Annotated in this window: 19 protein-coding genes and 4 pseudogenes; 7 read left to right on the forward strand and 16 right to left on the reverse strand. The window is 69.5% G+C overall.

The window, feature by feature from the left end:
- Positions 1-13 precede the first annotated feature (13 nt).
- Positions 14-1,081: a LacI family DNA-binding transcriptional regulator gene (locus tag ACWEK3_RS17220; RefSeq protein ID WP_453250002.1), complete on the forward strand. Its 1,068-nt coding sequence runs from the start codon at positions 14-16 to the stop codon at positions 1,079-1,081.
- A 79-nt stretch (positions 1,082-1,160) separates the two neighbouring features.
- Here ACWEK3_RS17220 and ACWEK3_RS17225 read toward each other — a convergent pair whose 3' ends face one another.
- Entirely contained in the window at positions 1,161-3,350 is a 2,190-nt protein-coding gene (locus ACWEK3_RS17225) for a phosphocholine-specific phospholipase C (protein WP_450543115.1), read from the reverse strand.
- 720 nt (positions 3,351-4,070) lie between these two features.
- On the reverse strand, positions 4,071-5,684 hold the full coding sequence (locus tag ACWEK3_RS17230) for a right-handed parallel beta-helix repeat-containing protein (protein ID WP_453250003.1): 1,614 nt from the start codon (positions 5,682-5,684) through the stop codon (positions 4,071-4,073).
- A 299-nt stretch (positions 5,685-5,983) separates the two neighbouring features.
- On the opposite strand from ACWEK3_RS17230, the gene ACWEK3_RS17235 reads away from it, so the two are divergent.
- Together ACWEK3_RS17235 and ACWEK3_RS17240 are read left to right on the forward strand one after the other, a co-directional pair.
- Positions 5,984-7,309: an OFA family MFS transporter gene (locus ACWEK3_RS17235; protein WP_450543119.1), complete on the forward strand. Its 1,326-nt coding sequence runs from the start codon at positions 5,984-5,986 to the stop codon at positions 7,307-7,309.
- Positions 7,284-7,412, forward strand: a complete 129-nt coding sequence (locus tag ACWEK3_RS17240; protein ID WP_263638119.1) for an MFS transporter small subunit — start codon at positions 7,284-7,286, stop codon at positions 7,410-7,412. The genes ACWEK3_RS17235 and ACWEK3_RS17240 overlap by 26 nt, the downstream gene beginning before the upstream one ends.
- A gap of 481 nt (positions 7,413-7,893) precedes the next feature.
- Here ACWEK3_RS17240 and ACWEK3_RS17245 read toward each other — a convergent pair.
- The 3 genes and pseudogenes from ACWEK3_RS17245 to ACWEK3_RS17255 form a co-directional block, all read right to left on the reverse strand.
- Positions 7,894-8,217 (reverse strand): annotated as a pseudogene (locus ACWEK3_RS17245) (ATP-binding cassette domain-containing protein); the annotation flags it as partial.
- A 372-nt stretch (positions 8,218-8,589) separates the two neighbouring features.
- Positions 8,590-8,883, reverse strand: a complete 294-nt coding sequence (locus ACWEK3_RS17250; protein WP_450543121.1) for a putative quinol monooxygenase — start codon at positions 8,881-8,883, stop codon at positions 8,590-8,592.
- A gap of 204 nt (positions 8,884-9,087) precedes the next feature.
- A pseudogene (locus tag ACWEK3_RS17255) lies at positions 9,088-9,183 on the reverse strand (IS5/IS1182 family transposase); the annotation flags it as partial.
- Positions 9,184-9,475: 292 nt separating this feature from the next.
- On the opposite strand from ACWEK3_RS17255, the gene ACWEK3_RS17260 reads away from it, so the two are divergent.
- A complete protein-coding gene (locus ACWEK3_RS17260) occupies positions 9,476-10,780 on the forward strand; it encodes an MFS transporter (protein WP_453250004.1) in 1,305 nt (434 codons plus the stop codon).
- A gap of 101 nt (positions 10,781-10,881) precedes the next feature.
- On the opposite strand, the gene ACWEK3_RS17265 is transcribed toward ACWEK3_RS17260, so the two are convergent.
- The 6 genes from ACWEK3_RS17265 to ACWEK3_RS17290 form a co-directional block, all read right to left on the reverse strand.
- Complete coding sequence (locus ACWEK3_RS17265) at positions 10,882-13,089, reverse strand: xanthine dehydrogenase family protein molybdopterin-binding subunit (protein ID WP_453250005.1); 2,208 nt, start codon at positions 13,087-13,089, stop codon at positions 10,882-10,884.
- Complete coding sequence (locus ACWEK3_RS17270) at positions 13,086-14,075, reverse strand: FAD binding domain-containing protein (RefSeq protein WP_453250006.1); 990 nt, start codon at positions 14,073-14,075, stop codon at positions 13,086-13,088. Before ACWEK3_RS17270 ends, ACWEK3_RS17265 begins: the two co-directional genes overlap by 4 nt.
- Positions 14,062-14,592 (reverse strand): (2Fe-2S)-binding protein, encoded by a 531-nt coding sequence (locus ACWEK3_RS17275; protein ID WP_361421767.1) that lies wholly within the window; start codon positions 14,590-14,592, stop codon positions 14,062-14,064. The genes ACWEK3_RS17270 and ACWEK3_RS17275 overlap by 14 nt, the downstream gene beginning before the upstream one ends.
- A 445-nt stretch (positions 14,593-15,037) precedes the next feature.
- Positions 15,038-17,380, reverse strand: a complete 2,343-nt coding sequence (locus ACWEK3_RS17280; RefSeq protein ID WP_453250007.1) for a polysaccharide lyase 8 family protein — start codon at positions 17,378-17,380, stop codon at positions 15,038-15,040.
- A gap of 127 nt (positions 17,381-17,507) precedes the next feature.
- Positions 17,508-18,620, reverse strand: a complete 1,113-nt coding sequence (locus ACWEK3_RS17285) for an ABC transporter substrate-binding protein (protein WP_453250008.1) — start codon at positions 18,618-18,620, stop codon at positions 17,508-17,510.
- Positions 18,621-18,846: 226 nt separating this feature from the next.
- Complete coding sequence (locus ACWEK3_RS17290) at positions 18,847-19,521, reverse strand: TetR/AcrR family transcriptional regulator (RefSeq protein ID WP_450543133.1); 675 nt, start codon at positions 19,519-19,521, stop codon at positions 18,847-18,849.
- 187 nt (positions 19,522-19,708) lie between these two features.
- Here ACWEK3_RS17290 and ACWEK3_RS17295 point away from each other — a divergent pair, with 187 nt between their 5' ends.
- Positions 19,709-20,827, forward strand: a complete 1,119-nt coding sequence (locus ACWEK3_RS17295) for a serine hydrolase domain-containing protein (RefSeq protein ID WP_453250009.1) — start codon at positions 19,709-19,711, stop codon at positions 20,825-20,827.
- Here ACWEK3_RS17295 and ACWEK3_RS17300 read toward each other — a convergent pair.
- Positions 20,803-20,925: a hypothetical protein gene (locus ACWEK3_RS17300; protein ID WP_453250010.1), complete on the reverse strand. Its 123-nt coding sequence runs from the start codon at positions 20,923-20,925 to the stop codon at positions 20,803-20,805. The two genes, ACWEK3_RS17295 and ACWEK3_RS17300, sit on opposite strands and share 25 nt — an antisense overlap.
- Before the next feature lie 254 nt (positions 20,926-21,179).
- On the opposite strand from ACWEK3_RS17300, the gene ACWEK3_RS17305 reads away from it, so the two are divergent.
- Positions 21,180-22,721, forward strand: a complete 1,542-nt coding sequence (locus ACWEK3_RS17305; protein WP_453250011.1) for a PstS family phosphate ABC transporter substrate-binding protein — start codon at positions 21,180-21,182, stop codon at positions 22,719-22,721.
- Between the two features lie 120 nt (positions 22,722-22,841).
- On the opposite strand, the pseudogene ACWEK3_RS17310 reads toward ACWEK3_RS17305, so the two are convergent.
- From ACWEK3_RS17310 to ACWEK3_RS17320, 3 genes and pseudogenes are all read right to left on the reverse strand, one after another.
- A pseudogene (locus ACWEK3_RS17310) lies at positions 22,842-23,350 on the reverse strand (methyltransferase domain-containing protein); the annotation flags it as partial.
- A 265-nt stretch (positions 23,351-23,615) separates the two neighbouring features.
- Entirely contained in the window at positions 23,616-24,440 is an 825-nt protein-coding gene (locus ACWEK3_RS17315) for a hypothetical protein (protein ID WP_453250012.1), read from the reverse strand.
- 452 nt (positions 24,441-24,892) lie between these two features.
- On the reverse strand, positions 24,893-25,519 hold the full coding sequence (locus ACWEK3_RS17320; RefSeq protein WP_453250013.1) for a hypothetical protein: 627 nt from the start codon (positions 25,517-25,519) through the stop codon (positions 24,893-24,895).
- Here ACWEK3_RS17320 and ACWEK3_RS17325 point away from each other — a divergent pair.
- Positions 25,461-25,820, forward strand: a pseudogene (locus ACWEK3_RS17325) (transposase); the annotation flags it as partial. The gene ACWEK3_RS17320 and the pseudogene ACWEK3_RS17325 sit on opposite strands and share 59 nt — an antisense overlap.
- Here ACWEK3_RS17325 and ACWEK3_RS17330 read toward each other — a convergent pair.
- Positions 25,760-26,524: a GNAT family N-acetyltransferase gene (locus tag ACWEK3_RS17330; RefSeq protein ID WP_450543150.1), complete on the reverse strand. Its 765-nt coding sequence runs from the start codon at positions 26,522-26,524 to the stop codon at positions 25,760-25,762. The pseudogene ACWEK3_RS17325 and the gene ACWEK3_RS17330 overlap by 61 nt on opposite strands.
- Between the last annotated feature and the right edge of the window lie 10 nt (positions 26,525-26,534).

The raw sequence follows: 26,534 nt of genomic DNA on the forward strand, positions 1-26,534 counted from the left end.
GAAGGGGACCGTCATGTCGATCGCGGCAGACGAGCGCCGGACGCGGATCCTGGAGATCGTGCGCAAGCTCGGCACGGTCCGGGTGACAGACCTCGCGGCCCGTCTGGACCTCCCGGCGGTCACCGTGCGCCGGGATGTGGCGACCCTCGCCGAGACAGGCCTGTTGCGCCGCTCGCACGGCTCGGTCTCGGTACCGGACGAGCGAGCAGGTACAGAGGCCGACGCCCGCACCCTCGGCCTGATCGTGCCCACGGTGAGCCACACCATCAGCCAGTACTTCGACGAGGTGATCGCCGGCGCGCGCGCCGCAGCCGCCGACGCCGGAGCCCACCTGGTGCTCGGCATCTCGTCCTATGACCCCGGCGCGGACCGCGGCCAAGCGGAACAACTGCTCAAGTCGGGCGCCGAGGGACTCATGCTCACGCCCAACTGGATGTCCACGAACAACCCGGACGACCGCCTCTGGCTCAACGGACTGCCGGTCCCGACGGTGCTGGTCGAACGCCGGGCCGCCGTCGGCACGGCCGCCGCGGAACTCGACTCGGTCAGCTCCGACCACCATCACGGCGTGCTGCTCGCCCTGCGCCACCTGGCCGAGCTCGGTCACGACACCGTGGCCCTCGCTGCCCGCCGCGATACCTGGACGGCGCTGAAGGTACGCAGCGGTTACGCCGAAGGCTGCGCCACCCTCGGCCTGACACCGCAGCCGGTGATCGACATCGACGATCCCGCCACGGCCCCCGAGCGGGTGGCCGGCCAACTCGCCGAGGCCGTCGGCCGGGGCGTGCGAGCCGCGCTCGTGCACAACGACCAGGACGCCATCCAGCTTCCGGCACTGCTGCGCGCACGCGGCCTGTCCGTCCCCGAGGACCTGGCGCTGATCAGCTACGACGACGTCTTCGCGGCCCTCGGCGCCCCGCCGCTGACCGCCGTGGCCCCGCCCAAACGGGCAGTCGGCGCCGCCGCCGTCGACCTGCTGCTGAGGCGGCTGCGGCACGGCTCGGCCCTCCCGATCCACCGGGTGGAACTGCTCCCCGAACTGAAGGTACGGGCCTCCTGCGGCCGTGAGAGAACCACCTGAGAGGCGGCCGCGGCGGCGTCGTCCGCAGCCCCGGCGGACTCTCACGACGTGGGAGAGCCCGCCGGGCTTGGGCTGAAGGTCAGCTGATCCGGCCCGCGAAACGGTAGCGGAAGCCGTCGGCCGCGGTGACGACCACGTCGTAGTAGCCGTCCTGGTCGGTCGGCCATTCCACGACCGCGGGCTTGCCCTGACCGACGTACACCGTCTTGTGGCCGCCCTCGAAGTCGTTGGCGGCCAAGGCGAAGCGGACCTGGTCGCGTCCACCGGTGGACAACTGGAGCCGCAGCGTACGGTGGCCGGGTACGAGTTCGGCCTCGACCTGCGGGACGGCACCGGCGTTCCGGCCGCCCGGAACGACGCTTCCGGCGAAGGACCGCACGAACCGGTCGGGGCCGTAGACGCTGAAGGCGTACTTCCCGTCGGTCGTCGCCGTGTCCCACACGTAGCGCTTCGCGCCGTCCTTGGTGACGGTGAACGGCGTCGCCTCGAAGTCGCGGTAGGCGTCCGGGAACACCTGCATGCTCACGCCCTGCGCACCCTCGTTGGTGAGGATCGCGGTGACCTTGCCGCTGGAGCGGTCGACGGCCACGGTGGCGTGCTGCTGGTAGGGCACCGGCCGCGCCTTCAGCCGGCCGGACGGCGGCACCGGCATCGACTGCTGCCCCGGGGCCGGTATCGCCTTGGAGATCGACGGCAGCGTCCGGTCGTGCTCCGCGGCCGCGACCAGCACGTCGACCGACGGCAGGTCGGGCAGCGAGGTGTCGGCCGTGGAGAAGTCGATCGCCGACGTCAGGTCACCGCACACCGTCCGGCGCCAGTCGCTGATGTTCTCACAGATCGCCGGCTTGCCCAGGCTCGTGGTCCAGTGCTCCAGGAACCGGATGATCGAGGTGTGGTCGAACACCTCCGAGGACACCCAGCCACCGCGCGTCCACGGCGAGACCAGAGTCATCGGCACCCGCGCGCCCGGACCGATCGGCAGCCCCTGCACGAATTCGCCCTCCGTGCCGGGCTCCGGCAGCGGCGCCTGCACGTGGTCGAAGTAGCCGTCGTTCTCGTCGAAGGTGAGGATCAGCAGCGTGGACTTCCACAGCTCCTCGTTCTCGTGCAGCGCCCGGATGACCCGGTCGGTGTAGACGGCGCCGTAGTCCGGAGCGCCGGCCGGGTGTTCCGACCACAGGTACGGCGCGACGACCCAGGAGACCTCAGGCAGCGGCCGCTCCGCGCCGGGCTTGCAGGCGTCGATGAAGTCCTTGAGGACGTAGTCGACGTTCTGGTTGGAGTTGGGCCCGGTCGGCTTGGTGTGAGTCCGCAGCACGTTGCCGCGCGCGAGCAGCCCGTCGGGCGAGGTGTCGGCACCGGCCTGCGCCGGGTTGAAGGACGCGAAGGAGCGCACGGTGTTGTCGGTGTAGTCACCGAGCCAGTTGCTGTCGGTGTCGTTGTTGACGTAGGTCTGCCAGGACACCCCGGCCTTCTGGAGGACCTCGGGGTAGGTCTCCCAGGTGTATCGGTAGCCGTAGTCCCCGCCGTTGTTGATGGCCGGTCCGTGGTTCGCGCCGGTCGGGTCGATGCCGCCGGACCACATGTAGATGCGGTTGGGGCTGGTGCTCGTGGCGATCGAACAGTGGTTGTGGTCGCAGACCGTGTACGCGGACGCCAGGGCGTACTGCCAGGGAATGTCCTCGCCGGTGAAGTAGCCCATGGTCTGCTCGCCCTTGGCGGCGATCCAGCCGTTGTTCTTGCCCATCGCCCAGGCGTTGTGACCGTCCGTCCAACCGTGCGGCAGGCCACCCGCGTTCTGCGCGTTGTACTTGCCCGTCTCCAGACGGAAGGGCAACAGGTGGCCGCCGTCGGTCCGCTTGGCGTCCGGCTGGTGGAAGACGGTGGTGTCGTCCGGGTAGCGCAGGGCCTGCTTGTCGCCGAAGCCGCGGACACCCGGGAGCATGCCGAAGTAGTGGTCGAAGGAACGGTTCTCCTGCATGAGGATCACCACGTGCTTGAGATCGGCGATCGTGCCGGTGAATCCGGTGTCGACCGCTGTGGTATCGGCCGGCGCGGCCGCGGCCTTGCCCGTGCCCGCCGCCGTGAGGCCGGTGGCCGCCGCGGCCGTCGCCGACGCCGCGGCCGCCTGCAGCAGCCGGCGCCTGCTCAGGCCCGAACGGAAGATTGACGCGGGAACGCCCCGCGGGATGCGGCCGGTTGTGCCGGCCAGCGAGCCATCGGGGTTGGTCTCGGGAAGGTGCTCGGTGGGCTCGTCGGCATGCGACATGCGAATGATCCTTTCGATGTGGCACTCGGACCGGAGCGCGGCAGCAGCATGGGCCGACAGCCCCTCGGGGCAGGGGTGACCGGTGGCGGCAGCCATCGGACGCACAGCGGGAAGGTCCGAGTTCGCGGTGGGGAGGAGCGGGTGGAGGTCCGCCTGCGGTGGGGGAACGCGGCGAACGGCGGGGAAGGTGACGCGCGACTGCCGTGGTGGCGGCCGCCGTTGGACGAACGCCTCGGGATCGGTTCCCACCGGCACGGCGCTGTCCCGGCCTCGTCACAGCAGTCGCGCGGGCAGGTGCCGGAGACGGTGAAGGACAGCGGCTGGTGCACGCAGAGGAGCACCGGCTTGTCGCGCCGCCGCCCGGGGCTGAGGCGCTCGTCAGTCAGTCCAGTTGCGGAATGAGGGCCTCTCCTTCGTGGGCAGCCACTCGCGGCGGGGGAGCGCGGTGGCGGCGACTGATCGATGGCGCCTGCAGCTTTCCGACAGTCGGGCCAACCTGGCAAGACCAGTTGCCGACTTGTCTCGTATTGTTCACTCCCGCCTGGGCTGGAGCGGTGTGTGGACGCCTCTGGTATGCCGCCCGTACACCGGCGGGAGAGAACGCGTAGGCCGCCGGACACCACGAGTTCATCGCCGCGCTCCGCCCCTGCGCCGCCCATGGCGGCCTCGCCGAAAGGGCCAGCTGCGCCTGCGAACCGGCCTGCGAGCCTGCCCTTCGGGTCAGCGGACCGGCGGTCCCTGGTACGCGCCGGCGGCGGGGTGCCGCTTCGGGATCGGGAAGCCGAAGTAGTCGTGGCGGCCCGCGTCCGGCACGGGCACGCCCAGGCCGAGTGCGGAGGATCCCTGGGCGACGCGGAGGGAACGGGGGTCGGCGGCGTCGGCGCCTGCCAGGGCGGCGATCAGCTTCGGGTCCGCGGTACTGCCGCCGTGGTTCGTGCCGCTGCCGTCGGTGTTGGCGGGCACGCCGCCCGGGATGCCGTACAGGACGTTGTGGTCGAAGTTCAGGTCCGGCGTCGGGTTCTTGAAGCGGTAGGAGTCGCTGGCGGTGTCCCCCGGACCGGCGAAGATGTTGTTGCGGACCGTCAGTTCGTGCCGGGTGGTGGCAGGCGAACCGGCGTCGTCCTGCACCAGGTAGGTGGGAACGGCCTCCTTGTTGAGGAAGGTGTTGTTGTAGATCTGCGTGTTCAGGATCGGGCCCCAGCAGTTCTGCAGCAGCCGGGCGCCGTCGTTGTGGCTGATGTTGTAGCGGGCGATGACGTCGACGGTCTTCGCGCCGCTGTACGGGCAGTTCAGCAGGAAGCCGCCCTTGTTGTCGTGGCTGTAGTTGTACTGGAACACGGTGTGGTTCGAGGCGCCGTCGGCGTCGAAGGACATGCCGTCCAGGCTGTTGCCGCCGCCGGACACCTCGTTGTACTGGATGAGGGTGTCGTCGGTGTTGAACGTCCAGATGCCGGCGTTGGCGACCTTGGAGCGCAGCTGGAAGCCGTCCACCCGGTTGTGCTCGACGACCGCCCCCGAGGTGGTGTCGAGCTTCATCGCGTCACCGGCGATGGACGTCAGCGTGTTGTGGTCGATGCGGACACGGGTGCTCGGCGTCCACGGGCCCGGGTAGGCCTTGGGGTCCTGCTGGTCGCCCACCAGGTCGCGGCGGGAGAACGTCGACTTGAAGTAGATGCCCTCCCGGTCCACGTCCCGGATGCGGTTCCCCGTGATCCGCAGGTCGTCGAAGGCGCTCGCGGTCGTCGTGCCGGCGACGTCGATCTGGATGCCGCTGGAACCGGTGAGGGTCTTGAAGTCGCCGCCGCGCACCGCGTGCACGTCCAGGCCGGCGAGCACGTAGTGGTGGCCGATGCCGTAGTCGGCCAGCTCCAGCCGTACGCCATTGCGTTCGGTGCCGGGCGCGCCGCCGGAGTTGGTGATCTCCAGGTCGCGGACCTCGACGTACTCCATGTTGCGCAGCAGCACTGTGTCGTGCAGGCCACCGCCCTCCAGATGCGGCAGCGCACCGGTGCCGTAGGCGCCGATCCGGATGGGCGCGGCGGCGGAGCCGGCGCCGGTCGGGGCGAGGGTGCCGGTGCAGGTCGTGCCGCGCGCGACGCGCAACTGGTCGCCAGGGCCGTAGCGATGCGCGCCGGCCTGAGCCAGGGAGGTCCAGGGGTGCGCGTGGCTGCCGTCGCCCGGTCCGCCGTCCGCGGAGCAGTCGAGGTAGTAGCGATGCCCGTGCGGGGCACTGTCGGCGAGGGCGGGGGACGCGGTGGCGGTGGCGGCCAGCGCGACTCCCACTGCGCCGGCGAGCACGGCGCCGAGGCGGGCGCCGGAGGGGCGGTGGGGCATGGGGGTCCTCTCTGAGGAGGGAGCGGCATGGGGTGGGGCAGGCCGCGCGCGTCGTGCGACGGGTCTCCGCCCCGAGTGGTGCCTCACCGTAGGGTGGCCGACTGACTGACCTCGGTCAAGCCATATGGACGCCTCGATCGCCATATGATCGAAAGGTCGCGCGCTAGGGTCCCTCGTTGATCATTCGATCAGATCCGCCCGGCCCCCAAGGACCGTTCGCCGCACGATGGATACCGCTTACCGCATACGGTCGACCGGATGGTGTTCAACCAGGCGCGGGATTCGTACCGTCCGGGATCATGAGTCCTCCCGTTGCTCCCCCGGGATGGAGCCGCTGGCTGGTTCCGCCCGCCGCTCTGTCGGTCCACCTCTCCATCGGCCAGGCCTACGCCTGGAGCGTGTTCAAACCGCCCCTGGAGTCCGCGCTCCACCTCGACGGCACCGAAAGCGCGCTGCCGTTCCAGCTGGCCATCGTGATGCTCGGTCTGTCCGCCGCGTTCGGCGGCACGCTCGTGGAGCGCAACGGACCGCGCTGGGCGATGACCGTCGCCCTGGTCTGCTTCTCCTCCGGTTTCCTGCTCGCCGCCCTGGGGGCGTACACCGAGCAGTACTGGCTGATCGTCTTCGGCTACGGATTCGTCGGCGGCATCGGACTGGGCATCGGCTACATCTCGCCCGTCTCCACCTTGATCAAGTGGTTCCCGGACCGGCCCGGCATGGCCACCGGAATCGCCATCATGGGCTTCGGCGGCGGCGCGCTGATCGCCTCGCCCTGGTCGGCGCAGATGCTGGATTCGTTCGGCGCCGATCACTCGGGGATCGCCCTCGCCTTCCTCGTGCACGGGCTGGCGTACGCCGTCTTCATGTCCCTGGGCGTCCTGTTGGTGCGGGTGCCGCGCGCCCGGAAGCCGGCCGAGAGCGGGCCGAGTGCCTTCGTCGGCGCCCAGGTCTCCGCCCGCAGTGCCGTGCGCACCCCGCAGTTCTGGTGCCTGTGGCTCGTGCTCTGCATGAACGTGACGGCCGGCATCGGCATCCTGGAGAAGGCCGCCCCGATGATCACGGACTTCTTCGCGGACAGCTCCACCCCGGTGTCGGCGTTCGCGGCCGCCGGCTTCGTCGCCCTGCTGTCGGCGGCCAACATGGCCGGCCGCATCGGCTGGTCCTCGACCTCGGACTTGATCGGACGCAAGAACATCTACCGCGTCTACCTGGGCGTCGGCGCGCTCATGTACCTGCTCATCGCGTCGTTCGGCGACTCGTCCAAGCCGCTGTTCATTCTGTGCGCGCTCGTCATCCTCTCCTTCTACGGCGGCGGGTTCGCGACGATCCCCGCCTATCTGAAGGACCTGTTCGGAACCTACGAGGTCGGCGCGATCCACGGCCGGCTGCTCACCGCGTGGTCGACCGCCGGCGTCCTCGGCCCGCTGATCGTGAACTGGATCGCCGACCGCCAGGAGGAGGCCGGCAAGCACGGGCCGTCCCTCTACGGCCTCTCCTTCATGATCATGATCGGACTGCTCGTCATCGGGTTCATCGCCAACGAGTTCGTACGGCCCGTCCATCCCCGCCACCACATTCCCACCCCGAAGGAGGCCGCCGATGGCCGACGCGAGCAGCCCGCCTGACCGGCGAGCACTGATCACCCTCTCCTGGCTGTGGGTGGGGGCGCCCCTGTGCTACGGCCTCTACGAACTCGTCCTGAAGGCCAAGCAGCTCTTCACCGGGTGAGGCCACCGGTGGCGTACGGGAGATGCCCGGGCGCCCGAGAGCCGGCGCGCAGCCGACCACACGGGCGTCCCCCTTCGCCTCGGTTCGCTGACCGAACCGCACGCTGGTAGGGCCCTCCGGGCTCCCATCACAGTGCCTCGAGTCGTTCCCCCGCACCTCTTCACTGTGCCGGTCCTCGCCCCTCAGCCGTTCCGGGGTGACGACCGGGTCCAGGAGTTCGACCACGATGATCTGGTAACGGGCGAGCAGGCCGCGGGAGACCGCTGACGCGAGGCTGAGCTTGTACAGCACGGACCCGGGATGACGGGCTGGTCGTGGATGCCCGCCCACGCCTTCCCCATCGACCCCGACGTCCGGTGGGCCTCGTCGACCACCGCGAGGTCCATCGGGGCCAGTTGCTGGCCGTAGGCTCCTTCGAACGCCTCCGCCAGCACACCGAGGTGGCGTACGTGGCGTAGATGGTGACCGGCCCTGAGCCTCCGGCTTCGGCGTGGCGCATCCGCGCTTCCAGATCACGCAGATCGGAAGGAGCCACATCCACCGCGTCCTGGACGCCGGCCTCGGGAGGCAGAGCCGGCGACTGAGCGAGATAGCCCAAGCCGCCAAGCGCGACCACGGTCAACTCGTTGTTGTCGGGCCGGTCCTGCCCGGCGATCAGGCGCAACAGGGTGGATTTACCGGCTACGTTGTCCCCGATGATGCCGGCCCTCTCGCCGGGCTTGATGCTGAGGGACGCGTCGTCCAGAACGACGTGGTCGTCGTAGCGGCGGGTGACGTGCTGAAGAGACAGCTGTGAGGCAGGCACGGAGTCCCCTGTTCTCGGCCGGGCCGATCGGCATGGGTGGATGGACGCATCTGCGCACGCCAGATCCCTCCACGGCACGCCAGACAGGCGGTATCACGGGAGGAGCGGAAGCACGGATGAGAACGCACGACGGCGGAGCCGAGCTCAACGCGGCCGCACGGGGACTGTCAAAGGGAACCCATGCGCAGCACCCTGGGCGGGGAATCCGAACGCCGACAAGCCATTTCTTCGGTGGGTTGCGGCGAACAGGTGCTTCCCGGAGACGCGGACGGCTCCGGGAGACACTCGTTCAGCATGACGCGGTAATCGACCAGCGTGATCAAGGCGGCTCCGACGGCGATGGCCGCGGCGCGACGTCTCCGGCGGAACCCGTCAGCCGAAGGGCGGCCCGGTATGCGAGATCTCGTGCTTGAGTACCTGGTCGTCCTTGATGCCGACGGATACGGAGGGGCGCGGTGCCACCGCGCGGAAGGCGTCGAGGGCCTCCTGCGACTCCCAGTGCTCGAAGTTGTTCACGCGGCCCGGCTCGATCGGGTCGGGCGAGATGGACAAGTCGAGGCAGCCTGGGCGACTGCGGGCCGCCTCCACGATGGGGCGGTGCCCCTCTACGAAGCGGTCCCTGTCCTTGGGATCCACATACAACTTACCGGCAACGATCACCGACATACCGCTCTTCCCTTCTCTCGCATCCCCAGGGACGTAGCCCCCGGCAAGGGCCGGCCGAATAGCTGCAACCCACGTGTGTGGACTTCCGGCATCCGCGAAACTCATCGCCCGACCCGTGGGGCCGCACGATCAGGTCGGGTTCTCCTTTGATGAGCATGTTCGCTGGTGAGCGCATCGGCGGTAGCAGATGAGGGCTGCTTCGTACCGCCGTCGGCCGTCGCCCTGCGGCCGCACCGGAGCAGCCGGCACCACTCGCTGGAACAACTCCCACAACCCTCCCGGCACCCGACGCTTCACCATCGTCGTCACGGCACCCAACCCAGCGATCGAGCCAGTTGAGACGATCTCCTAATCGCCTTTCGTGCCCTGTCGAGCGGGAGCTAGTGTTTGCGCAGCGAGTGACTCAGGAGGAGCGAAGACATGGTCGGTCGTCCGAGCACGCGTTGACGTTTGAGGCCGTGAGCGGCCTGTCATCGTGTGCTGCCCTTGATGCGCGGCATAGCGAGCCTTCCTTTCCCGCTGCCTGAATTGGTCGGTGTACCTGTCGTGTGCCGGTTGGCGGGTCTCGTCTTCGGTCCTCCGAGGGGTCCCCGTGCCGTCCTCCTCCTCCGCTGTATCCGATTCCGGTCGATCTGTTCCGTCAAGCCTGTGGCGGGACGGCGACTTCCGCAGGCTCTGGATGGGCCAGACGGCCTCCCAACTGGGCGAACACACAAGTCTGGTGGTTCTGCCGCTCTTCGCCGTCCTGACGCTCGACGCCGGTGCCGGCCAGTTGGGCGTCCTGCGCGCGGTGGGGCAGGCGCCAGTCCTGCTGCTGTCGCTCTTCGCCGGCGCGTGGGTGGACAGGTGGCGGACCCGCACGCTGATGGTGCTGACGGACGCCGGTCGGGCCCTGGCCCTGGGCGGCGCCGCCGTGGCGGGCCTCCTCGGTTGGCTTGGCCTGCCGGCGCTGCTCGTGGTTGCCTTCGCCGTCGGCGCTCTGTCCGTGTTCTTCGACGTGGCATACCAGGCATCTCTCGTACGGCTGGTGAAACGCGATCAGTTGGTGCGGGGCAACAGCGCGCTCGAGGGCAGCCGGTCCGCGGCGCAGATCGGCGGTCCCGCCCTCGGCGGCGCGTTGGTGTCTGTGCTGTCGGCGCCGATCGCCGCCGCCTCCAGCGCAGTGTTCTTCGCGCTGTCGTTCCTGTCGATCCGACGCATCGGTCGCCGCGAATCCATCCCGGAACGCTCGGAACGTCCTCCTCGGGTCTGGCGGCGGATCCATGAGGGCCTCCGCTTTGTCGCCGGCGACACCTCGCTGCGGACTGTGTGCCTCGCATCAGCCGCCTTCCAGTTCTTCTTCGCGGCTGTGATGACCGTCTATCTGCTGCTCCTGCCACGGGACCTGCACCTGTCGGGCACCGCCGTTGGGCTGGCACTCGCGGCGACGGGTCCGGGCGCGCTCCTGGGCTCGCTGCTGGCCGCCCGGCTGCCGAGCCGCTTCGGATATGGCGCTGTACTCGTGTCCGCGGCAGCACTCGGCGACGGCGTGTTCCTGTTTGTGCCCGCACTGCAAGGCTCCTCTGCGGTGACGGTTCCCGCGCTCCTCACGGTCAACTTCGTCTTCGGGACCTTCAGCCAGCTGGTGAATGTCACGGTCATGGCCGTCCGGCAGACCCTCACTCCGAACGGGATGCAAGGCCGCGCGGCCGCGACGATCAACTTTGTCGGCATGGGCCTGACCCCGCTCGGCTCGCTGCTCGGCGGCTTTCTCGCAGAAGTGTGGGGGACGCGCACCAGCCTCCTGGTAACAGCCGCAGGCATGCTGCTGTCGCCGGCACTGATGGCCCTGTCCCCACTCGCCCGCCTGGGACGGACGCTTCCCGTCACGCCGGAGGCTCCGGTCCCGTCTGCGTGACGGCCCCTATCGCCACGAAGAGCCGACACGACTCCGTCAGCGGCCGTAGCCATCACGGAAGCGCTCGGCCGACTGACGTACCGGCAGCCGGCGGCGGTGGCTCAGAGGAGGGCGTCGAGGGTGATCGGCAGTTCGCGGAGGCGTTTTCCGGTGGCGTGGTACACGGCGTTGGAGATCGCGGGCGCGATGCCGACCAGGCCGACCTCGCCCACGCCCTTGGTGCCGGTCGCGGTGCCGCGGTCGGGCTCGCCGACGAAGACCACGTCGAGCTCGGGTACGTCGGCGTTCACGGCGACGAGGTAGTCGGCGAGCGTACCGTTGGCGACGCGCCCGGTGCGCGGGTCGGTGACGGTGTCCTCGTACAGGGCCATGCCGATGCCGCCGACCGTCCCGCCGATGATCTGGCTCCTGGCCGTCTTCGCGTTGAGGATGCGGCCACCGTCGATCGCGGAGACCACCCGTGCGACCCGGACGAGGCCGAGGTCGGCGTCGACCCGGACCTCCACGAACTTCGCGCCGTACGCGCCGGCGAGAGACATGCCCAGATCGGCGGCGACCGGGGGAGTGCTGCTCCCGTTCGCAGTGAGCTCGGACAGTCCGTGCCGGGCGAGGATGTCGACGTACGACTCCCCGCGGTCCGGGCAGCCTGCGAGGTGGACCCGCCCACCGGTGGACTCCACATCGTCCGGGGACGCCCCCAGCAGGGGCGAGTCGGCGTCGCCACGCGCGAGTTCCGCGACTGAGCGCACCAGCCGCCGGCAGGCGTCGTGCACGGCGTTGCCCAGCGCACCGGTCAGGCCGGAGCCGCCCGCCATCATCGAGTTGGGCATGTCCGAGTCGCCCAGGTCGAAGCGGACCAGGTCCAGAGGCAGACCCAGTTCCTCGGCGGCCAGTTGGGTCATCACAGTGTACGTGCCGGTGCCGATGTCGGTCGCCGCACTGCGCACCAGCGCGCTGCCGTCGCCGTTGACGGTGGCCTGCGCCGCGCAGGGCTGCGCGAAGTAGGGGAACAGCGCGCTCGCCATGCCGTAGCCGACGAGCCAGTTCCCGTCGCGCATGGAGCGCGGCTCGGGGCTCCGGTCGGACCAGCCGAAGCGCCGGGCACCGGCCTCGTAGCACTCCAGGAGCGCCTTGCCGGACCAGGGCATCCCGTTGCGCGGATCGACGTCCGTGTAGTTGCGCAACCGCAGCTCCAGGGGGTCCATGCGCAGGGCGCAGGCCAGTTCGTCGAGCGCCGACTCCAGCGCGAAGTTGCCCTGCGCCTCGGCCGGGGCGCGCATGGACGTCGGTGCGGAGACGTTGATCCGCGCCTGCCGGTCCCGCGTGATCACGTTGGGGCACCGGTAGGCGAAGGCGGTTGCCGAGGCGAACGGCTCGAAGTCGTCGCCCTCCATGCTCAGGGAGCTGAGGCTGCGGTGATCGAGGGCGACCAGTTCGCCGTCGCGCGTGGCACCGACACCGAGCCACTGCACGCCGCTGGGGCGGTGCCCGACCGAGGTGAACATCTGCGGTCGGGTCAGGACCAGCTTGACCGGGCGGTTCAGCACCCGGGCGGCCATGGCGGTCAGGATCACGTGCGGCCACACGCGCAGTCCGGCGCCGAAGCCCCCGCCGACATAGGGCACCAGGACCCGCACGGAACTCTCGGGGATACCGAAGACCATGGCGAGGGTGGTGCGGACCATCGACGGCCACTGGCTGGTGTCGTGGACGGTGAGGGTGTCGCCCTCCCACACGGCGAGGGTGGCGAACAGCCCGAGCGGGTTGTGGGTGTTGTCCGCCGTGGTGTACGTGGCGCTGAGGGTCACCTCCGCGGTCTCCAGTGCCGCGGCGGCGTCGCCGCGCGAGTGGTCCATCCTCCACGGGTCGACGAGTTGCTCGGCCCGGGGGTCCTGGAGGTCCAGCAGCGGCTCCGCGGCCTCGTAGTCGGCTCGTACCAGGCGTGCCGCGGCGGCGGCCTGCTCCGGGGTCTCGGCCACCACGAAGGCGATGTGCTGTCCGTGGTGGAGGATCCGATCGCTCCGCAGTGGTGCGGGCGTCGGCCCCCCGAGCACCGTCGTCGGTCCCGTTGCGACCTCCGGGGCGTTCTCGTGGGTGAGTACGGAGATCACGCCCGGGGAGCTCTCGGCGGCCTCGGTGTGCATGCGGACGATCCGGCCCGCGGCGATGGTGCTCTGCACCACGGCGCCGTAGGCCTGGCCGGGGACGCTGAAGTCCATGGGGTACGGGGCGGTGCCGGTGACCTTGCGCGGGCCGTCGACCCGGCTGATGCCCGCGCCGACCAGCGGCCTGCTCTCGACGGTGCTCATGCGGTCACTCCCGACACTGTCTGCAGTTGGCGCATCAGTGTGCGCCGGGCGAGCGGCACCTTGAACGCCGTACCCGGGACGGTCCAGGCCTCGCGCATCGTGGCCTCGGCCGCGTCCTGGAACGTGGCCGTCGTGGCCGGCGCGTCGGTCAGCACGTGCTCGGCCTCGTAGGCCCGCCAGGGCTTCGACCCCACCCCGCCCAGCCCGACCCGGGCCTGGCGGATCGTGCCGTCGTCCACGACGAGCAGCACCGCGGCCGAGGTGAGGGCGAACTCGTACGACATCCGGTCGCGGACCTTGAGGTAGCCCGACCGGGCGGCCGGCGGCGGCAGCGGGATCTCGACCTCGGTGATCAGCTCGGCGTGCTCCAGGACGTTCTCGCGCGCGGGGCTCTCGTCGGCCGTCAGGTAGAACTCCGTCAGCGGGACGGTCCGACGCCTCGACACCCCCTGGATGTGCACGACCGCGTCGAGCGCCACCAAGGCGACGGCGAGGTCGGAGGCGTGCAGCGCGATGCACCGCTCGCTCACGCCGAGCACGGCGTGCATACGCGCCACGCCCTCCACCGCGGCACAGCCGGAGCCCGGCGTGCGCTTGTTGCACTCGACGACCGTCGGGTCGCGGAAGTAGCGGCAGCGGGTGCGCTGCAGCAGGTTGCCCCCGATGGTGGCCATGTTCCGCAGCTGCACCGACGCGCCCAGCAGCAGGGACTCCCGCACCATGGGCAGCCGCTCGACCACCGTGGCGTCGGCGGCCAGCTCCTCCATGCTGGAGAGCGCCCCCACGTGGAGGGACTCGCCGCGGCGCTCGATGCCGTGCAGCGGGAGCCGGGTGATGTCGATCAACCGCGGCGGCTCCAGGACCCCGTCCTTCATCAGGTCGAGCTGCGTCGTGCCGCCCGCCAGGCAGGACGCAGCCGGGTCGTCCGCCAGCAGCTGTACCGCCTCCTGGGTGTCGGTGGCCCGTACGTAGTCAAAGCCGCGCATCGGGACCTCCCCCGGACGCCGCCTCGCGTATCGCGGCCACGATGTTGGGATAGGCACCGCAGCGGCACAGGTTGCCGCTCATGAACTCCCGGATCTCCTCGTCGGATCCGGCCCGGCCCTCGGCCATCAGCGCCACCGCGGACATGATCTGCCCCGGCGTGCAGAAGCCGCACTGGAAGCCGTCGTGCTCCATGAACGCCTTCTGCACCGGATGCGGCCCGTCGGCGCCGGAGACGCCCTCGATGGTGGTGATCGCCCGGCCCTCGGCCTGCGCCGCCAGGGTCAGGCAGGACAGCACTCTCCTACCGTCCAGGTGGACCGTGCACGCGCCGCAGGCACCCTGGTCGCAGCCCTTCTTCGTGCCCACCAGGCCCAGCCGGTCCCGCAGGGCGTCCAGCAAGGTGACCCGGGTGTCCAGGCGCAGGGTGTACGACCGGCCATTGACTGTGAGTGTCACGACCCGCTCGGTGACCACGGGACGCTCGTCCACGTCCCGTTTGCTCGCCACGTCCCTCATCGCGTCCTCCTCCGGACGGGTCGGGTACGACTCAAGCCCCTCCGGGGGGCGGATCCGGTGAGTTGGTTCTCAGGCGCCACGAAAGGCGGGATCGACCTTTTGATGTCAATACATCCGCCTTTTCCCCCAATATACGCTGAATGGGCGTTCCGGCGCGGGGCACCCGCCCGTCTCCACCCCGGCCGCTCCCAACACGGATGTGCCGATGGCCCAGCGAAACGGGGGCTGCTGGCTACGCGGTGAAGAAGACGCTCGTCACACCGGGCCCGGGTCCTGCCTCTGGCCGAGTTGGCAGCGGCACGACGTGGCTTCTCGTTCCGTACAGCACACTGCTGGTGCTCAGCCAACTCGGCATACGAGGCGTAAAGTTAACCCTGCGCGCGCGAGATCTTCGACGCGCTCGCCTCGAACGCAGCGGCCGGCCTGAATCGCGTCCTGCCGTTCGTCAACTGAGAGTCACCTCGCACCGATGGTTTTCGCACGCCGTCCCCGGGCTGACCCTGAGCCGCAGCCTACGGCCGGTTTCCAGGACCTGAACGGACGGATCGCTCTCGACGACGCGACGCACCGGCCGGTCCCAGACGACCTCCACCGGGGCGCCGGAGCGGCGCGGCTCGCTGACGCACAGCGTGGCGCTGCGCCCCCGACGGCGCAACAGGACCGCGGCGGGCGCGGAGACGGCGAGCGGGCCCGCCGTGCCGGCCTGCCAGAACGTGGCGGCGGTCAGCCCGAGGCGGTCGATGGCGACGGCCTGGCGGGTGCTGTCGTTCGCGAGGATCCGCAGCCAGTCGCGCTCGGCCGCGCGCTCGGCCACGGCGCGTCGGGTGGCGCCCGGCATCAGGACGTAGGCGTACGAACCCGCCACCGGGTCGGTGCCGTGGTCGAGCCACAGGGTCTGCCAGCGGCGGGTGCGGCGCTCGGCGGAGCTGGTGGTGTTGATGTCGGACCAGGCGCCGGTGCGGTCCTCCCGCAGAGTGCGCAGTTCGGCGCCGCCCGGCAGGACCCAGCCTCCGTGCCCTTCGAGGTGGGCCCAGCGGGGCCGCGGCCGGTCGTCGAGGGCGAAGGCCTGGGTGCCGCCCTCGCCGAGGTTTCGGTTGTCGACGATCGTCTCGACGGGCACGCCGTCCGTGGCGGTGATTCCGGCCCCGAGGCAGACGATCGCGTCGTCGGCGCAGAACCACGCCTTGCGGGCCTGAAGCGTGGAGCCGAGGCCCTTGACGTGCTGGCCCAGGGCGGCGAACTCGCCGTCGGCGACGCCGCCGACCCACTGCACGGCGGGCCGGGACGCGCCCCACTCGCCGCCCGCCAGGTCGGCAAGTCGCTTGGTGGAGACGGTGGTTCCGGGTAGCCGGTACCAGTCGACGGTCGGCCAGAACCAGTCCGTGTACTGGTCGCTGCGGGCGCCCGTGGCCCACCAGGTGAGCATCCCGGCGCCGGTGTGCCAGCCGCGCGGGTTCTCGCCGTTTCCGCACTCGTAGTACGCGATCCGCTCGGAGGACATCGAGATGTTCGCGGCGAAGGCGGGCCTGCGGTGGACGGCGCGGTCCATGGCGGCGAAGAGGCGGTGCTCGACGGGTTCCGGAGCCGCCGCGACCGCCGAGTCGGCGACCGCGTGCAGCCGGGACAGGTCCGCGACGCCGAACTGCGGCGCGCTGAGGAGCGGGGTGACCGTGTCCCGGGCGATCCAGCCCTTGATGCGCCCGTACCAGCGCTCGCGCTCGGCCGCGCTCGCGCCACCCGCGAGCAGCGCCATCGCGGCGATGATGCCCTGCCCGTGGAAGTGGTCGCTGCGCATGATGTGCTGGTCGTCGCTCAGCAGATAACCCCGGCTGATGGCACGGCCGTTGACGCTGTCCATCACCAGGCCGTCGAAGATCAGCGGGGCGTAGGCGTGCTCGACGCTGTCGAGGATGATCTGGCGGCCCGGGTCGCTGACGGCCCAGGTCGACCCGGCGAGCAGCGCGAAGAGTCGCCCGAGCCCGTCGAGCATGACCTGTCCGTAGGTGCCTGAGTATGCGATCCAGGTGTGCTGGATGAACGATCCGTCGGTGTACAGCCCGTCGCCCTTGGTGACGTACGGGAAGACCGGCGAGAGCGCGTCGCGGGCGAGCGCGATCTTCTCCGGGGCCCGGCCGAGGATGCCGCGCAGCGCCACGGAGCGGCACAGGTCGACTCGGTTGGCGCCGGTGGAGGTGCCGGTGTAGTCGCCGAGCATGGAGTCGGGGACGAAGTGGTCGACGGCGGCGAAGGCGGCACCGCGCTGGGCGTCGGTGAGGTGGTCGTACAGCGTGGCCACGATGTCCATCAGAAGGCGCGGGCTGCCGATCTGCCACTCCCACCAGTTGCCGTAGCGGGTGGTCGAGGAGTTGTAGACCGTGGCCGTGAGGTGGTCGAGGCCGCGCAGGATGTCCGCGAGGAGCCCGGCGTCGCCGGTCAGGCCGGTGCCCTGCTGTGCATAGGCCTGGGCCATTGTCCACAGCCTGCTGTAGCTCTGGGTGATGCCGGCGGGCGGGTCGAAGGCATAGCCGGGCCACAGGGAGTTCGCGGCGGGCGCCATGGTGGCGCGGAAGTCGCTCGCGAGGGCGCCGGTCTCTCGCAGCCGGGATGCGTAGGGCTCGGCGGTCGCGTCGTAGCCGGCACCGAGGGCGATCTCCAGCCAGCGCTGCCGCAGCGTGTCGTACTCGTCGGCCTGAGGCGCGGCGGTCGCCGGACCGGGGACGGTGAGCGAGGAAGCCGCGCCGGCAGCCACGGCCGCGGCGATCAGGAACGTACGGCGGTTCGGAGTCATGAACATGCCCTATCAGCCGACGGAAAGCGCTGTCTACGGGCCGGACGGAAGGTCGACTCTACGGCGTTCGGGATCAATGGAATCGTGGTTGGCGCTGAGCTTGATCTCGAGTCACCTCCGTGCTCGCTCAGTTGGTGTGGAGGATCCGAAAGCGATCGGGTTCCGCCGGGTCTCGATCAACGACTTGGATGGGCGTCCCAGCCCATTGCCACACGTTGATGCCCGGCGTGCGGGAGAACTGGATCTGCCCGCGGGTGCCTTCGACTGCAACCTGCGGCCAGGATTCGGCAGCGCGCGCCCGGTCCGTGCCGTGAGAACGCAGCACGTCGGCGAGGACGGTGATCGTGTCGTAGCCCTCGAAGGCGACGAAGGAGGGCGCTTCGGCCAGCCGCTCACGCAGGGCCGTCTCGACTCGTGCACCGAGTGGGCTGAGGCGCTCGGGCAGGTAGCGCAGGAACGGGATCGCGGCGCCGTCGTCGCCCAGCAGCGTCGCCCACTCGGTGGACTCCGGTTGCCCGGCCGGGGCACCGATCATGATCTCGGCGAGGCGCTGGTCGCGGCGGACGGACTTGACGATCGACACGGCCGGCTCCGGGTGGCCGACCAGAAGAAGGAGGGCTGTCGCGCGATTGCCGGCGAGTTCGTCGGGCACGGCCGCGGGGGCGAGCGCACGCATGTCGAGTTCGATGACGGTGCACCCGTGTGGAGCGAGGTAGTCCCGCAGAATGCGGGTCCCGGATGCCCAGTAGACACTCGAATCGGCTGCTACGGCGATGCGACTGTGGCCCGCGCTGAGGAGGAAGTCTGCGTAGGTCTGCCAGCCGCGGGACTGCGCCGGGGCCAGGCGCGCGACCCATCGCGTCGGCTGCTCGGTGAGCGCGTCGAGAACCGCTGACGAGCAGAGGAACGGCAGACCGAGGGCGTCGGCTCTGGTGGCGGCGGCGCGAGCGACGACGCTGTGATATTCCCCAGCCAAGGCAGCCACGCCCAGGCGAGCCAATTCCTCTACGGCCGCCGCGGCCCTCTGCGGATCGGCCGCGGTGTCTCGGACCACCAACTCCAGTGGTCTTCCGACGATCCCGCCGGCGTCATTGACTTCGCGAACGGCCAACTCGAGTCCAGCGAGCAAGTGCCGGCCTGCCCCGACCCAGCCAGGCCGAGTGAGCGGAACGAGACCGCCGATCCGCACGGATGATCCGTCAGTCCGCTCCGCTCCAGGTGGCGATGGTGGCGTATTCATGCGCTGGCGTCTCCCGAGTGACGATTCGGACGATTCGGCTGCAGTGTGTCCGGATCGCGGAGTGGCAAGGCCCGGTAGTACGCGTTCATCTCATCTCGCCGTAGCGGGCGGACCTGGGTGACCATGCCGGACATTGCATCCACCAGCAGCGCCGACAGGCAACCGATTATGCGTGCGCTGAGCTGTCGGGATCAAGGGACCTTGGCGGGCTCAAGCGGTCGGCGCGTCACCGCTGTTCAGGCGGTCGGCGGCGGATTGTGTCCTCGATGTGGGCGAGTTGGGCGGCGAGGATCTCGTCGAACGCGGCGCGGCGGTCTGCCCCGAGGGGGCGGACGTCGCGGGCGAAGTGGGCCAGGGCGGGGAAGCGTTCGGGGTCGGCGCCCAGTACCGCAACCCGGAACAGCTCCATGCCCTGTTCGTGCTCCTCGGGGGCGATGGTGCTGCCCCCGGCCTCGGAGGCGATCAACGCGGCGATCAGGACCGCGATCCGGTGGTAGCGCGCCGGGATCTCCTCGTCGGGCAGTCCCGACGCTCGCAGGGCCTGCAGCACCTCCTCCATGACCATCCGGGAACCGGTGCCGCCTGATGCATAGCGTCCCCAGATCGCGGCGAGCTGGGGCTGCCGGCCGAAGGCCTCTCTCACGCGCAGAGCCAGGGCGGTGATGCGCTGCTTCCAGTCGCCCTCGGGGCGGTAGCCGTCCATGGCGGCCAGGAGGATCCGGTCGGCGACCGCCCGCAGCAGTTCTGTCTTGCTGCGGAAATGCCGGTAGAGGCTGGAGGAATCGGTTCCGAGGGTCGCGGCGAGCTTGCGAACGCTGAACGACTCCGCGTCGCTCGTGCGCAGCAGTTCCGCCGCCGCATCCAGGATCTCCTCGGTCGACCAGCGCCTTCGGCCTGCCATCTCACTCCTCTCGCCGGTTCTCAGCCTATCTTATGCACTTGGCGTTGCACGCACCGCGTGCATAATGAGGACATGAGCGTGCCGAGGGGCCCGGCAGCAGGCTGGTCGGCGTGCCACTCGTGCCCTGTTACCCGGGTCGGGCGACCGACGTGAAGCTCACCCCGGGGAATACGAAAGGACGCATGCTGTGAGGAACCCACTGGATCCCGCGGAGCTGAGCGCCGCCATGGAAGACGTCCACCGCGCAGGGATGCCGGGCCTGTTCGCCGAGGTGCGTGACGGCGACCAGGTCTGGCGCGGCGCCGCCGGGGTCGCCGATGTCGCCACCGGTCGCCCCATCACCGCCGACATGCGGCACCGAGTCGGCAGCATCACCAAGACCTTCACCGCCGCCGCGGTTCTGCAGCAAGTCGAGAGCGGCCGGATCGGTCTCGACACACCGATCGGCCGGTACCTTCCGAGGCTGGTTCCCGGAGAACGCGGTGACGCGATCACAGTCCGGATGCTGATCAACCACACCAGCGGCCTCGCCGAGTACCTCCCTTGTGCCTACCCCTCCCTCAAGGCGTTTCCCGCCCTCGCGGACACCGGGCCCCGGAGCCTGGACGACAACCGGCTCACGCGGTTTCACGCCACCGAGCTAATCGAGGTGGGGGTCACCGCACCTGCCGTCGGCGCCCCGGGCGGCACTCCGGGGGTGTACTCCAACACCAACTACCTGATCCTCGGCGAACTTCTGGAACAGGTAACCGGCACAACGGCCGAGCGGTACATTACCCGGAACGTCATCGAGCGCGCCGGACTCCGGGACACCGAACTCCCCACCGAACCGTACGTCAACGGGCCGCACTCGCGGATCTACGAGGCATGGTTCGGCATGATCGACCCCCCGCGCGACTACAGCGTCTACGACATGTCATGGGTGGGGCCGGCGGCCTCGCTGATATCGACCGTCACGGACCTCAACCGCTTCTTCCGCAAACTCCTGGCCGGCGAGATCGTCAGCCCGTCGTCGCTGGCGCAGATGCAACGCACCGTCCCGGTCGTCTCCCAAGAAGGAAAGACGATCGACTACGGCCTCGGCCTGCACCCGATGGAGACTCCCGGGCAGGGCACCTTCTGGGGCCACGGCGGCACGGTCTGGGGTGGTGGAGCACTGGCCATGACCCGTGCCGACGGCAAGCGACAGATGGCCGTCGCGGTGAACCTCCAGAGGTGGAACAGGGTCGACTCCTCGGGCAAGCCGCAGCCTCATCCCATCGACGACGCGCTCGCGGCCCTCTACAGCGTGGCGATGTACGGCTGACCGGGCCGGAGAGAGTCGCTTTCCTTGTGCGGGTGGCCCGCCTTGTCATAGGCGTGCGCGTCGAGTTGCCCGGCGTCGGGCCGACGAGCGTCTTTCATGGCCCACAAGTGCCTTCAATGCGGGGTACCCGAAGTAACCCTTTGTCTTCAACAGGCCTGCCAGACGGCGACTTGCCGCACATACGGTTCGGCTCGACACCCAGGGCGGCGTCCTGATACTGCGTCGGGGCCGACTGCCTGTCTCACCGCGATCCGGTGTCACCCGCACGTCGTACCTGAACAACTGACGAACAGTCGGAGACGATCGCCGCTGACCCCGCCGAATCGCCCGGCGGGTCCGTACTGTCGGCCTCGTGGGATGGCTCGAAATCACCTTCACGGCCGCCGGCCTGGTGCTTGGCGTCGTCTCCATCGTCACGCCGTTCATCGCCGACCGGCGGGCCCGGCGCAGCAGACGCATCGGCTTCCGCAAGCAGATGGACATCGCGATAGGCCACAACGGCCAGGCAGGCGGGGTGGACCCGCGCCTCGGCCTCTTCAACGACCTGCCCACGATGCGCGACGCCACCCTCGTCCTGCTGCGCATCGAGAACGACGGATCGCGGCACGTCGAAGAATCCGACTACATCGACCCTTCGGCGCAGTACGGGCTCACTGCGGAGTTCCCGGGGCGGCGCATTCAGGCGCAGGACGTCACGCTGCCCGATGAACATGCCAATCTGATGGGCTACTTCGAGAACCAGCCCGGCCTGTTCGTCGCGGGCCCGAGCACCCTGCGCATCCCGCGCGTCCCGCTCAAGCCGGGTGCCTACTACAAGATCCTTGTGCTCCTGACGGGCGGCGAGGAGGGCGCTCCGGTCGTCGTCACCGGCGACATCAAGGACGGCACGCTCCACGAGAACCACAGCCTGACGCCCGATGAGAAGCCACCGGTGTTCAGCAAGCAGGCCCGCTGGACCACCGTCGTCCTCGGCCTCGCGCTGATCGCGGCGGCCACCCTGCCGCTCGTTGTGCCGGGCCCGCTGCCCGACGACTGCGAGACGGGCAGCCTCAGGCTCACCGGTTCGACGGCGTTCGCGCCGGTGATGAACGAACTGGCACAGAAGTACCGGGACCACTGCGGCGGAAAGCCGGACATCACGGTCGCCACCTACGGCAGCCGCACCGGAGTACGTGAACTTGCCCTGTCCGGGGGCCGGCACCAGGAGGGCGCGCCGGTGATCGCCTTCTCGGACGGCCCGCGCCCGGCGAGCTACACCCAGCTCAGCGAGAGCCGCATCGCGGTCTCCCTGTTCACGCTGGTTGTGCACGACGACGTGCGCCTGACGAACCTGTCCGTGGCCGACGTACGCCGCATCTACCGGGGCGAGATCCGTAACTGGTCGCAGCTCGACGGCCCCGACCTGCCCGTCGTCCTGGTCAGCCGCACCTCTGGCTCCGGCACCCGCTCCGCCCTGATCAGCCATGTCCTGGGCGGCGCGGACGAACCACCCGCGTCGTCGGACGACTGCGTCAACCGCACGGTCCGAAGCACGCCGGTACTGCGCTGCGAGCTCGACTCGACGGAGCAGGTCCTCGCCACCGTGGCCCGCACACAGGGCGCGATCGGCTACAGCGAGCTGCGCGCCGCCTCCGCTCCAGAGCGGCCGAAGGGGCTGCACCGTCTCAATCTGGACGGGCACGCCCCCGACCTGGACCGCCTCGAGTCGAGCGGCTACCCGTACCGCGAAATCGAGTACGCCTACACCTACGGCCATCCCCCCGCCGATTCGCTGGCCTCCAGCTTCCTCGCGTACGCCGTCGACAACGGAACCGGCAAGGGCGTGGTCGCCACCCACGGCCATCTCCCGTGTGGAACACCCGTGGGACTGCGGGTCTGCGGCGCGGCCGACTGAACCTCGCGCGCCTGCGTAGTTCGGCCGGCTGCTCCGTCGGGATACCCAGAAGACCCGGGTTGGGCTCGACGTTGGAAGGTTCAATCCGAACCCGGGGCAGATCTGTGTCGTAGTGCGGCGTCAGCAGCGAGCAACAGCCAAGCTGGCGACGTAGCGCTCCTCGACCGTCCCGCTGGGGAAGGTTCCAGTCAGGAGGTCGCGCTCAGCGGCCAGGAGCGCCTTGGTGGCCTTCTCTCCGAGGACCAGGAAGTCGGAGTAGCTGGCGAGGTTCGCGAGGTGTGAATCGAGCGGGACGCTTCGGGCCCACGGCACCTGACGGGTAGTGAACTTGAGTTCGGGGGGAGGCTGCGGAATCGGGCCATGGGATCGGGTTCGCTGTCGTCGGCACCGAAGAGGCGGCGGAGACGGGCGTCCTGGTCGGCAATCCAGGAGACCGTGCTGTCCGAGTCGTTCCACCAAAGGGCGAGCGCACCCTCGCAGCGAAGTACTCGGAGAGCTCCCAGGACAGATTTGCGCTGGTCGGTCCAGTGCCAGGCTTGGGCGTAGGTGAGGATGTCGACGGAGTCGGACGCAAGCGGCAGGTTGTCGCCGTCTCCGAGCACGAGGGGGATCTCGGGCAGCCTGAGGCGGCATCTCGGCGTTGGAAAAGCTCACCGCCCACGTCACCCACGAAGGCCTCGGCTGTTGCGGTCTGAGGCGACCATGAAACCACGATCTCGCACCACCGGGCACATCCGGCTTCGGCTTGCGGACGTAGAGACCGAGCTGTTCCCTCGACACCTCCTGGTACGACATGCACGGTTGCCGCCAGAACCGCATGAGATAGCGGCACTCCTGCGGCCAGCGGGCATCTGCGAGGCGGTCATGGATCACTGCCTGTACGCGCGCCGCCTTTCAGTGGCGGGTCGGTTGCAGGCGTTCGATGCGGTCGAGGTCGCCGGTGAGAAGGTCATGGTGGCTGATGGTGAAGTCTCCATTGAGCAGGGCCTGTTCGGGGCCGTAGTACCGGCCCAGGACGGTGGCGGGGAGGAAAGTGCGCAGGCTGTGGCGCATGTTCCTCGGGTAGTCGACGGATTCGCCCCAGCCGGAGGGGGCCTGGTCGGTGGAGAGCAGGACCCAGTGGTCCACGGGCACGGAGATGTCGAGATCCGGCGCTGCCCCGGTGTGGCTGTCCAGTGCCGGCACAGTCAGCTCGTCGGGGTCGAGGGGCGGGTACCACAGGAGCAGGGGCCTGGCGCGTTGCGTGTCGGCGTTGTCGAAGCAGCAGACGGCGATGGTGTGGTCGGGGAAGTGGTCGGAGTAGAAGTGCAGGAGGCGCGGGTCGAGTTGTGGACGCCGGTGCGGCGGCACGTGCCGGAGTGCGGCGGGGACCGCGGTGGGGTCGGAGGCCAGGAGCACTGTGTAGACGTCGTGGTCGAAGACCTGGACGGACTGTGGTTCCGTGCTCATCCACGCGATGCCGTCGGCTGCGGCGGCGAGGGGTTCGACGGCGGCGACCATGCGGTGCAGGACGTCGTCGGTGCGTCCGGCGGAGAGGAAGTGCCGGGGGGTGAGCTGCCGTGCGGGTAGGTGCAGCAGCATGGCGTTCGGGCCGTCCGCCAGATTGACGGCCGTGTTCTGGTAGCCCAGGACGTGGATGAGGCCGTGCACGGGGTGGTGCTGCCGTCCGCAGTACACGATCGTGCCGGAGAACGCGGCCTCACCTGTCGAGATGCACATGGCGGCAAGGTACCGCCCCTGTCCCCTGGGCGCCGAGGTGATTTCGCCTGCGAAGGGCCGTCACCATCGATGGGCGCACCAGAGGCAGGCTGCGCACGCCCGGTCGCCGTCCAGGCGATGCTCGGGAACGGCACACTCGACCCGGATCTACCCGAGGACATCGACTACAGGTCGTAGTGGTTCCTACAGTGGCACGCTCCACATGGACGCCAGGATCCACGCCCGCTCCACGGTGTGTGGGTCGACGGCGGACGGGATGGGAGTTGGAGTAGGGCTGTGGTTGGGAAGGAATCGCAGGACGCCCTCGGTCGTGAGGGGCGGTCCGCCACCAGTACCTCCTCCGTTCAGCGGCATCGAGACGGACCCATGTCTGAGGGGGCAGATGAGACCAGTGCACATGGCCTGCCTCCGCCCCGGAGCAGCGTCCCTTGGTCGGACGGTGACGCAATGGACTATGGCTCTTCTCTCTCCAAGATGTATGTGCTGCGCGAGTCTGGGTCGCCGAAGAAGAAGTAGAGCTTGAGCGCATCCCTGTCGTCCCGCTCCAGCTCGAATGTCCATGTGTAGGTCTTGGGCGCCTGGGGGCGGTCCGCCGGCGGGTCAATCGGCTCGTTCAGCTCCGGCGCACGAGCCGCCACCGCGGTGCGAGAGGTGAGAGTCAGCTGGACATGCTGGCCATCGTTCCACCCGGTCCGCTGATCAGTCAGCTTCCAGGTTCCCGTGCCCGACAGGCGCCACCTGTCATCGAAATCCCATTCCTGTCCATCCAGGAGACGGATGTTGACTTTCCCATCAGGCCAGAAGACAACGTTCGTCCGGTCATAGCCGATCCATGACCCCAACACTTCTGCCCGCCTCGCGTCATGCAGTGCGGGCACTTCGTCATACATATGCGGATTGCATCCCGCGAGCGCGAGCGCGAGCAGACAGACGACGAACACCGCATGCCGCCCTCTGGCAAGGCCGGATGAGTAGGACGGCACGGCTTTCCCCCCAAAAGAAGCAACGCCAATGGCGACCAACGAGGCATCCTTCGCCGCATTCTGCGGCTTCAGCCCGGTCGAGGCATCCTCGGGCAAGACCCAGAGACGCTGACTCAACCGAGGCGGCGACCGTCAGGCCAACTCCGCCCCCTACACCATCGTGCCGGCCCGCCTGCGCTGGGACACCCGCACCCGCGACTACGTAGAGCGCCGCACCGCCGAGGGCAAGACCCGCCGTGAAGCCATCCGCTGCCTCAAACGCTACGTCGCACGAGAGATCTACCAGACGATCAGCCCGACCAAGTGCAATGCAGTGGCTTGTGGAGTTCGGGGTGTTCAGGGGTTGATGGTGTGTTCGGTGAACTGGCCGCAGGAGCGGAATCCCAGGCGGCGGTAGACGGGCTCGCCGTCGGTGGACGCCTGCAGGACCGCGATGTGGTGGTTTCGGTCGCGGGCCGTGTGGAGTGCGGCAAGTGTGATGGCACCGCCGTAGCCGCGCCGGCGGTGGGCGGCCAGGGTGCAGATGTTGTAGATCCCGGCAACCCCCGCGTGATGAAACACTTCGGCCGAGCAGACCGGACGGCCGTCTACGTAGCCGACCAGGTAACGGGCCGGACAGTGCGCGGCCAGGGCCTGCGGGGCGGCCTGGGTGAAGAAGCGGCGGACGGTGTCAGCAGGCGGGGTCCAGTTCGCGGCGAGAACCGCGGCGTAGTCGGCGAGCTGTTCGGGCGTGGCCACCGTCTGGATGTCCAGTCCTTGGGCGGCGGGCAGTGGCAGGGTGTCGTCCAGCTCGGCCCACATGGCCGTCTCGCGTTCGGACGCCGGCAGACCAGCCGCCGTCAGGCGGGCGGTGAGGTCCGGTGGCCTCGAGGCGGGCCCCACCCACCAGGAGAAGCGGCGGCCGGTGCGAGCCAGTGTCCGGGCGATCTCGGTGATACGTGCCGAAGCGGTGGTGACGGTGAAGCGGGCTGCGGCAACGATGTTGAAAGTGTCGTCGTCCAGGCTGCTGTCGGCGACTAGAAGGTCATCAGTCTCTGTAATGGTCGCACCGCTCATGCTTCGATGCAGGTGACAGGCATGTTCCGCCAGATTCTGCTCCATCCTGTCCGTC

This window comes from Streptomyces sp. NPDC004721 (genome assembly GCF_053601495.1).

What these genes read in the sequence shown, in the direction of transcription:
- ACWEK3_RS17220 (WP_453250002.1), top strand. Translation starts at nt 14, where the DNA reads ATGTCGATCGCGGCAGACGAGCGCCGGACGCGGATCCTGGAGATCGTG.
- ACWEK3_RS17225 (WP_450543115.1), bottom strand. Translation starts at nt 3,350, where the DNA reads ATGTCGCATGCCGACGAGCCCACCGAGCACCTTCCCGAGACCAACCCC.
- ACWEK3_RS17230 (WP_453250003.1), bottom strand. Translation starts at nt 5,684, where the DNA reads ATGCCCCACCGCCCCTCCGGCGCCCGCCTCGGCGCCGTGCTCGCCGGC.
- ACWEK3_RS17235 (WP_450543119.1), top strand. Translation starts at nt 5,984, where the DNA reads ATGAGTCCTCCCGTTGCTCCCCCGGGATGGAGCCGCTGGCTGGTTCCG.
- ACWEK3_RS17240 (WP_263638119.1), top strand. Translation starts at nt 7,284, where the DNA reads ATGGCCGACGCGAGCAGCCCGCCTGACCGGCGAGCACTGATCACCCTC.
- ACWEK3_RS17250 (WP_450543121.1), bottom strand. Translation starts at nt 8,883, where the DNA reads ATGTCGGTGATCGTTGCCGGTAAGTTGTATGTGGATCCCAAGGACAGG.
- ACWEK3_RS17265 (WP_453250005.1), bottom strand. Translation starts at nt 13,089, where the DNA reads ATGAGCACCGTCGAGAGCAGGCCGCTGGTCGGCGCGGGCATCAGCCGG.
- ACWEK3_RS17270 (WP_453250006.1), bottom strand. Translation starts at nt 14,075, where the DNA reads ATGCGCGGCTTTGACTACGTACGGGCCACCGACACCCAGGAGGCGGTA.
- ACWEK3_RS17275 (WP_361421767.1), bottom strand. Translation starts at nt 14,592, where the DNA reads ATGAGGGACGTGGCGAGCAAACGGGACGTGGACGAGCGTCCCGTGGTC.
- ACWEK3_RS17280 (WP_453250007.1), bottom strand. Translation starts at nt 17,380, where the DNA reads ATGACTCCGAACCGCCGTACGTTCCTGATCGCCGCGGCCGTGGCTGCC.
- ACWEK3_RS17285 (WP_453250008.1), bottom strand. Translation starts at nt 18,620, where the DNA reads ATGAATACGCCACCATCGCCACCTGGAGCGGAGCGGACTGACGGATCA.
- ACWEK3_RS17290 (WP_450543133.1), bottom strand. Translation starts at nt 19,521, where the DNA reads ATGGCAGGCCGAAGGCGCTGGTCGACCGAGGAGATCCTGGATGCGGCG.
- ACWEK3_RS17300 (WP_453250010.1), bottom strand. Translation starts at nt 20,925, where the DNA reads ATGAAAGACGCTCGTCGGCCCGACGCCGGGCAACTCGACGCGCACGCC.
- ACWEK3_RS17315 (WP_453250012.1), bottom strand. Translation starts at nt 24,440, where the DNA reads ATGTGCATCTCGACAGGTGAGGCCGCGTTCTCCGGCACGATCGTGTAC.
- ACWEK3_RS17330 (WP_450543150.1), bottom strand. Translation starts at nt 26,524, where the DNA reads ATGGAGCAGAATCTGGCGGAACATGCCTGTCACCTGCATCGAAGCATG.